Source organism: Adhaeribacter aerolatus (genome assembly GCF_007991635.1).
Taxonomy (GTDB): Bacteria; Bacteroidota; Bacteroidia; order Cytophagales; family Hymenobacteraceae; genus Adhaeribacter; species Adhaeribacter aerolatus.
Window position 1 is genome coordinate 162655 of the sequence record NZ_BJYS01000015.1, and the last position, 8300, is coordinate 170954.

The window sequence follows — 8300 nt, forward strand, 5'->3', positions numbered from 1 at the left end:
CCTACCCCCTCCAAAGGGGGACAACGATCCACACGGGCTAACCAGGCAGAAAAGCTGCTGCAAGCAACACAATTAGTCTTTTTTGTATAACTGGACCGGATTGTTTAACCTAGAAAAACTCATTTCTCTAATTGTATTTTAATGGAGCCCAGGCCGGCACTCACCGTAATATCTAAAAGCTGCGAAGTTTTGCCGTAGGCATCATTTACGAAATAACCGCCCTGCTTTTTCAGACCGCCACTTTCTATGTCACCCAATCCGGAAACTTTTACCCTCACGCCGGTTTGGCGCGGCAGTACCAGGTTCAGGTCACCGATGCCGCCATTAATTTCTGCTTTTAAATTATTGGTGCGGTTGCCCGTGAGGTTTAGGGTTAAAGCACCTACCCCGGCACTTACTTTTAAATTGGCCACAGAGGTATTAGCCAAGTTTACTTTAAAATCACCGGCGCCGGCTTCCATTTCCAGCCGGTTTACTTTTGCTCCGCTTAAATTTACCGTGCCCTCGCCGGCTCCCATTCTAAACTTCAGGTCGGTGGGTACGGAGCGGGGCATTTTTATTTCCCATTCATTCCGTTCCTTCTCCTGCATGTTTGTATTCTTTTCTTCGGGCTGTTTTATGGATAATATTCCCTTACCAGCCTGGGGCGTAAATTTTATTTCGGGTTTCCAGTTTTTGCGCGTGTAATTAAAACTGGCATTTACCGCCCGCTGGTCCTGGGTAGTAAGCTTAAAGGTGCCTGCATTTATCTGCAGTTCGGCCTGCAAAGTTTTAATATTTTTTAAGTCAATAACCTGCTTGGAAGTAAGCTGGCTTTTAGCAGGAGTTACCAAAAACCAACTTACTAAAAAGAAACTGGTTGCATAAAACAAAAGCAGATTGATTGGTTTCAGGAGCATTATTTTAGTTTCAGTTAGGAAAGATGGAAGGGTAGCAATAATATAAAATATTAGTTAGAATTTACCACCCACGCTCCTCCTAAAACAGAAGGGGCGCTTTCGGCATATCTGTAAGAAATAATTACTCGCTGCGTAAGGCTTTAACCGGGTTAGATACCGCCGCTTTTACCGCGTGGAAACTTACCGTAAACAGCGCAATAACGAAGGCCGCCAACGCCGCTATCCCAAATATCCACCAAGAAAAAGGCGTTCGGAACTCAAAATTCTGTAGCCATTGGTTCATGCCGTACCAAGCGAGCGGCCAGGCGATAACATTGGCTACCAATACCAATTTCAGGAAATCTTTCGAGAGCATACCCACAATACCGCTTACCGAAGCGCCCAGCACTTTGCGGATACCAATTTCTTTGGTGCGCTGCTCGGTGGTGAAAGATGCCAGACCAAACAAACCCAAACAAGCAATAAATATAGCTAAGCCAGCAAAGGTGGCAAATATTCTGCCTAGTTGCAGTTCGGCCTGGTATTGGCGTTGCAGCCGATCGTCCATAAAAGTAAAGTCGAAGGGGTGTTTGGGATCGAAGGCGTTCCATTTGCTTTCGAGCTGGGCCAGGGTGCCGGATACATCGTTGGTGGCCAGGCGCACGACTAAAAATGAAGCCCGGTTGGTACTGGCACTGAATACCATGGGCTCTACTTTCTGGTGTAACGATTGAAAATTAAAGTCTTTCAGCACGCCTACCACCACGCTGCCAATGGAGTCGCGGCCACCGTAACTGATGCGTTGGCCCAAGGCCTCATTCGGCGATTGCCAGCCAAAGGCGGCTACCGCGGCTTCGTTCAGCATAATAGAGCGGGCGGTATCGGTGGCAAATTTCTTATCAAGAAAACGGCCAGCTTCTAGTTCCAGGTCAAAAGTTTTAATAAACTCGAAATCAGCGGGCAGCACAAAGCCAATAATTGAATTATCCTGCGAGTTGCCCTGGCCCATCGGGTGCATGGGCGTACGCCACCAACCTTCGTCGGCCGGAATAGAACCAGTTAGGGTGGCGTTTTTTACACCCGGTAATTCCTGCACCTGGTCGCGGAAGGTACGCGATTTCTGTATCGGCTGGTTGCCCGGAATATTCACAATCAGCATTTGTTCCTGGTTAAAGCCCAGGCGCTTGTTTTGCACGTACTGCATCTGGTTATACACCACGGCGGTGCCCACAATCATGCCGATGGAAATGGCGAACTGCAAAATAACCAAGCCCTGCCGCAAAGCTACCCCACTAACCGCACCGGTTTGCCGGCCTTTAAGCACCTGCACTGGCCGGAAACCCGACAAATAAAATGCCGGATAAATACCCGCTACTAAACCGGCAAACAAAGTTAGCCCCAGCATTCCCAGCCACATTTCCGGATTTTGCAGGTAGTTTAGCTGAATATATTTACCCGAAAGTTGGTTAAACAATGGCAAAGCCAAACGCACCATCAGCATTGCCAATAGCAAGGCAAAACCTGAAAGCACCATGGATTCGGATAAAAACTGACGGATAAGCTGCGAACGGGTAGCGCCAATTACTTTGCGCACACCTACTTCTTTGGATCGGTTCTGCGACCGGGCCGTGGCCAAATTCATAAAATTAATACAGGCCAGCAGAATAATGAATAAAGCCAGCGCCGAAAACAGGTAAATATTATTTTTGTCGCTTACGGGTGCCAACTGGCCACCGTACTCCGGTTCTAAATGTATATCGAGCAGCGGCTGAATATGCAGGGCGGGTGGTGGCGGATTGCCGGGCTGGTTGGGCTGGTATTTTTTGGTAAAGGCCGCCAGCTTTTTATCAAATGCCGCCGCATTAAAATTACTGTTTACCAGAATATAAGAAGTAAACCCGTAGGCAAACCACTGACTCAGAAAATCTCTGCCTACCAGGCTCATAGGCACAATAAAATCGGGCCGTACCTGGGTGGTGCGGGGCACTTCGGCTAACACGCCGGTTACTTTTAAAGTGTGGGGCGTTTGGGTTTCCAGCTCTACCATTTTACCCATTGGGTTTTCGTTGCCGAAATACTTTTTAACTAAATCCTGACTCAGCACAATAGAATTAGGCTCGTTTAGCGCGGTAGCAGCATTGCCAGCTACCAGCGGAAAATCAAACACCTGGAACAAGGTAGAATCGGCAAAAAAGCCGCCGGTTTCGTAAAAAGCCTTTTCGCCGTACTTTACCAGTTCGTGGCCGCCGGTGCTGCTAAGCCGCACAAATTGTTTTACTTCCGGGTAATCTTGCATTAGCTGCGGCGCAATGGGCGGCGAGGTAATACCGGCTTTTTCAACGGTGCCGTTGTTATCGATGGTAATGGTGAGCCGGTAAATATTTGATGCGTTACGGTGGTGCTTTTCAAAAGAAAGCTCGTCCTGCACATACAGCAAAATAAACGTGCAGCAGGCAATGCCCACTGCCAAACCCGCCATGTTAATAAAAGTATAGCCTTTGTGCCGGAGCAGGTTTCTAAACGCAATTTTCAGATAGTTTTTCAGCATAGTAGCAGCAAATAGGTCTGGTGTGGTTTAAGCAGAATCAGGAAATCTAACCGGGAATTTAGAAGTAACCGTAATTTAATTTAGCTCTTCAATTCTTTCAATAATAAAAATGCCACAACGTTATATTATTGTTAATCAATTATTTATTTAAATACACAGAAAACACCAGGCAGAAACCGTTCGGTTTTGATACACTTTTTTGTCCGGTTTTGTAACACCCTCAACCGGCTACTTTAATCCGGACAGTAGCCCCAATAAGTCTTTAACCTATAATTTTATCTGGTATAAATTTAAATATTAATCGCTTGCCGCCGTTTTTAAAGTCCGCGTTCCGGGCAGGTTGCCGGCGGGCAAAAGAAAACAGAGTAACCAAAAACCTGAAAAAAGATGAGCAGGGTTTAGTAATTTTCTGTATGTTAGATATCTGGTTTTGGCTTAAAATTAATTTGTGGCGTTCATGAAAGTACTCTTTTCATCGCTTAGGTTTTTGTGGGTTGTGGGCTTCTGCTGCTTAATTTCCTGTTCCGAATCAACCTCCGATAAAAATAACGGTGCGGCAACGGCAGAAGAGGAAGAGCAGTTCGATAAGATAGTGGCGTTGGTAAACCCCGAGCGGGCCAAAAAACAAGAGCGCCAGTTAGATTCTTTGTTCCGGGATTTACATAAGAAGCGAGGATTTAACGGTACGGTGCTGGTAACGCAATACAACCAAATATTATACAAAGGCGCATTTGGCTACGCCGATTTTCAGAAAAAAGACACCTTAACCACGCAAAAGCCTTTTCAGTTAGCCTCGGTAAGTAAGCAATTTACCGCCATGGCCATTATGATGCTGCAGGAAGAAGGTCGGCTGAAATACGAAGACGAAGTGCAGCGCTTTTTCCCGGATTTTCCCTACGAGTGCATCACTGTCCGGCACTTACTTACGCACCGTTCGGGCTTGCCCAACTACACTTATTTTACCGAAAAATATTGGAAAGACCGCCAGGCTTTTATCAGCAACGATGAAGTAATCCGGCTGATGACCGAACACAAGCCTGCCATTTACTACCAACCCGACAAACGCTTTAACTATAGCAATACGGGCTATATGCTGCTGGCCGCCATTGTTGCCAAAGCATCGGGTATGCCTTTCGAGCACTTTATGGAAAAGAAAATATTCCAGCCTTTGGGCATGCAAAACAGTTGGGTACTAACGGATAAGAATTCTGAAATTCCGCCCGGACACACGGCCCGCCGCCGCAAACGCGAAATCGATTTTTTAGATGGCGTGCAGGGCGATAAAGGTATCTACTCCACGGTAGAAGATTTGTATAAATGGGACCAGGCTTTGTACACCGAAAAACTGGTAAAGCGGAAAACCCTGGAAGAAGCTTTTGTAGGAGCGGCCAAAGAAACTACAAAAGAGGACTACGGTTTTGGCTGGCGGCTCCGCAAACTCGCCGATTCCGAACCAGTGGAATACCACGGCGGCTTGTGGCACGGGTTTAACAATTATTTCATGCGCAACCGCAAAGACCACAGCGCCATTATTGTGCTAAGCAATGTAACCAACGGCAGTTTGGTGTATATGCAAAACGTGCAGGCTATTCTGTACCCCGAAACCGTTAAACCATTAGTCGCCGAAAAGAAAATCAAACGAGCATCTAAGAAGATTGCCAAGGCGAAGAGAACTAAAAAATCATCGGTAGCTGCCAGGCGCAAACACAGCCGGCGCCATTCATCATAAATTTTCCGAAGTTAGAATTTCTAACTTAAATAGCAGAAATCTAGTAAACTTGAACAGGTAATAATTTTGAAGAAATGGAAGTTAATAGCTTAAAAAATATATTGATTCAACGGATTCATGACATTAATGATGAAGCTTTTTTGAATGCCTTGAAAGTCTTAACTGATGCTAAAATTGAAAACGATAAATATCAACTGAATCAATTTGAGCAGGAAAAAGTTAACAAAGCCCGACAACAATACGCTAATGGTGAGACTTTCTCCCAGGAAGACATAAAGCAAGAAATTGATGCATGGCTAAAAAGCGCATAGTCTGGACGAAAGAAGCTCGCCTAGATTTTAAAGCAACTCTCCAGTTTTATAATGAAAGAGATGAGTCTAGTGATTATAGCAGAAAACTTGCGAATGAGATCTTTCAAATAATAGAAAAACTTCAAGATAATTTCTTTCTAGGCAGACAAACCTCTGATGCTGATATCCGGGTGTTAGTAAAAGGAACATTCTCTATTTTCTACGAAATCAAAGAAGAAGAAATCTTAATTCTTGTTATTTGGGACACTAGAAGAAATCCTGATGAGTTAAAAAAATACTTAACTTAATAGAAACTACACAACAATTAGAATTTATTCCTTCCGCTAATTTCCTTTGGCCTGTTCCCTGCTAAACTATATGCGAAAGGTACGGGTGATTCTCTACCTCGAGGCTGTAAAACCATTAATAGCCAAAACGAAAATCAACGATAGCCGCCAGGCGCAAACACAGCCGACGCCATTCCTCTTGATTTTACGGAATGAAAATTATTACAGCCTGTAATAAGTAGGGGTCTTTCAAAAACAGGTTAGGTTTATAAAATAAAGCTTAGTACAAATTGTTTTGATAACAATTTGTACTAAGCTTTATTTTTATTAATTAGAAACAAAAAACAATAACTTCCAACCTGAACCTTACAGAAATACCCTAATGAACAAAACCCTTCTGGCATTATTGTCCATATTCTTTTTGGCTACTTCCTTTCAACCACTTGGCATGAAGGATAAAACCCGGAAGCCTCCCATTATTATTGATAAACCGGTAAAAGCCCGCATTGATGCTACCCTGAAGAGCTTTGTTGATTCCGGCAAAATAGTGGGGGTATCGGCGTTGATCTTTGAGAAAAACAAAGAGGTTTATTATAATGCTTTTGGTTATGCCGACCGCGAAGCAAAAATTGCGATGGACCGGAATACGATTGTGCGCATTTATTCCATGACCAAGCCGGTGACTGGAGTAGCTCTGATGCAACTTTATGAGAAAGGTGCTTTCCAGTTGGATGATCCGCTGGCAAAATACCTGCCTGAATTTGCCGATATGAAAGTGTATAAAGGGGTTGATGCTACGGGCAACTTAATATTGGAACCGGCCAAACGCCCTATTACCATCCGCGATATTACCCGTCATACCGCAGGCTTTGCTACGAGTACCGACCTTCCCGGGCTCAGCGATTTAGTAAAGAAGGCCGATGTAATGAATCCGGGAAACACCCTGAGCGAAATGGCAAAAAAATTAGCCAGCCTGCCACTCCAGTTTCATCCAGGCGAGCAATGGGCTTACGGACCTTCGGTAGACGTGCAGGCCTATTTGGTAGAGCGTATCTCCGGCAAACCATTTGACCAATATTTGCAGGAAAACATCTTCAACCCGTTGGGCATGACCAACACCCGGTACGTGGTTCCGGAAAAAGACCGGCAGAAGTTCGCCGGTATGTACCGCCGTAGTGCTGACGGGCTGTTAACGCGCGTACCCGATGATGAGAACACCTATAACATTAAAAACTGGCCATTAAAGACAGGCGGGTTTGGCCTCACCTCTACGCTAGATGATTACATGAAATTTGCCCGCATGCTGGTAAATAAAGGCAAGTCAGGTAAAGCCACTATTTTAAAACCAGAAACAATAAAGTTAATGGCTACCAACCATTTAGCCGAAAGTATTACCGAGCGCATGTGGCTGCCCAGCAAAGGCCAGGTTGGCTTTGGCGTTGATTTCGCGGTGCGGCTTCGCCCGCCCTTTACCAAAGAAGAAAACAATGGGGTAGTGGGTGAGTTTTTCTGGGATGGTGCCGCCAGCACTTTATTTTGGGTAGATCCGGTTAATGAAGTTACCGCCGTGTTGTTTGTGCAGGTAATGCCCTTTTACGGCCAATTACACAAGCGCTTCCGTGATGCGGTATATGGAGAATATTCTCCCAAGTAAATTAAAATCAGGTTCCTGATGTGTCAGGTTTTATCATCTGACATAGCAGTATTTTGTTAACTTTATCTTACCCGAAGGTTCTAGGTCAACAGCATTATTCAAAATAAAAACACTTGTCAAAGAGAAGAAAAAAATCATTCGTTTAAGCAAATGCCTGGTAATAACACCTGACATGGCGGAAACTTTCAGAAATAACCTTAAGGAATAAAAGTGCAACAAACCCTAACCCCATTTGAGTTAAATCAAAGACTTCACAATTTAGCTAAGATAGATATAGTAGAAATAACTGATGTAATTGTTAATGGTCATGTTGAAATAAAAAAAGACACAACATATAATTGTGATTTTATAATATTTAAAAATGTAAATTTTGAAGGTAATTTCCTGATTGAAAATATAAATTTAGGTAAAGGCATATCATTTCAGAATTGTAGCTTTAAAGATTTCTTTCTTCTTAAAGGTACAAAAGCAGAAGGTTATTTAAATAGACAGGATGATACATTTTATAGCTTAAGTTTTGAAAGCTGTGAAATTCCAAGATTCATACTTCGCGATAATTTTCTTGAAAGGGGAATTGAGATCAGTAAAGATTCAAAGATTAATGGCTTAGATGTCCAATCTCTTGAAATATCAAACACTGGCATTAAAATTGAGGATTCTTTAATTGAAAAGAGATTTAGCCTAACCCAGGTTGTTTCAATTAATGGTCCTATCTATATATCTAATGCTAAAATCAATTGTAGATTAAAAATTGAAAACTTATATGTCGATAGTATATCTTTTAATGGAGTTGAAATTAAAAAAGACACTTTAATATGGTCGGGAAAGTGCAATAATGGAATTACATTCAATGACGGCATCTATAATGATGATGTCAAATTGACTGCTGTACATGTTAATGGGAATCTAACTGT

Annotated in this window: 7 protein-coding genes; 5 read left to right on the forward strand and 2 right to left on the reverse strand. The window is 43.3% G+C overall.

Going from position 1 to position 8300, the window contains the following annotated elements:
* Positions 1-119 precede the first annotated feature (119 nt).
* On the reverse strand, positions 120-899 hold the full coding sequence (locus AAE02nite_RS11230; RefSeq protein ID WP_146897823.1) for a toast rack family protein: 780 nt from the start codon (positions 897-899) through the stop codon (positions 120-122).
* 121 nt (positions 900-1020) lie between these two features.
* Positions 1021-3426: an ABC transporter permease gene (locus AAE02nite_RS11235; RefSeq protein ID WP_146897824.1), complete on the reverse strand. Its 2406-nt coding sequence runs from the start codon at positions 3424-3426 to the stop codon at positions 1021-1023.
* Positions 3427-3883: 457 nt separating this feature from the next.
* Between AAE02nite_RS11235 and AAE02nite_RS11240 the strand changes: the two genes are divergently transcribed.
* From AAE02nite_RS11240 to AAE02nite_RS11260, 5 genes are all read left to right on the forward strand, one after another.
* Entirely contained in the window at positions 3884-5155 is a 1272-nt protein-coding gene (locus AAE02nite_RS11240) for a serine hydrolase domain-containing protein (RefSeq protein ID WP_146897825.1), read from the forward strand.
* Positions 5156-5229: 74 nt separating this feature from the next.
* On the forward strand, positions 5230-5466 hold the full coding sequence (locus tag AAE02nite_RS11245) for a hypothetical protein (protein ID WP_146897826.1): 237 nt from the start codon (positions 5230-5232) through the stop codon (positions 5464-5466).
* The gene (locus AAE02nite_RS11250) at positions 5448-5753 is read left to right on the forward strand and encodes a type II toxin-antitoxin system RelE/ParE family toxin (protein ID WP_146897827.1); all 306 of its coding nucleotides are present in this window, start codon (positions 5448-5450) and stop codon (positions 5751-5753) included. The genes AAE02nite_RS11245 and AAE02nite_RS11250 overlap by 19 nt, the downstream gene beginning before the upstream one ends.
* Before the next feature lie 361 nt (positions 5754-6114).
* The gene (locus tag AAE02nite_RS11255; RefSeq protein WP_146897828.1) at positions 6115-7386 is read left to right on the forward strand and encodes a serine hydrolase domain-containing protein; all 1272 of its coding nucleotides are present in this window, start codon (positions 6115-6117) and stop codon (positions 7384-7386) included.
* A 210-nt stretch (positions 7387-7596) separates the two neighbouring features.
* On the forward strand, positions 7597-8300 hold a 704-nt coding region (locus tag AAE02nite_RS11260), incomplete at its 3' end, for a hypothetical protein (RefSeq protein ID WP_146897829.1).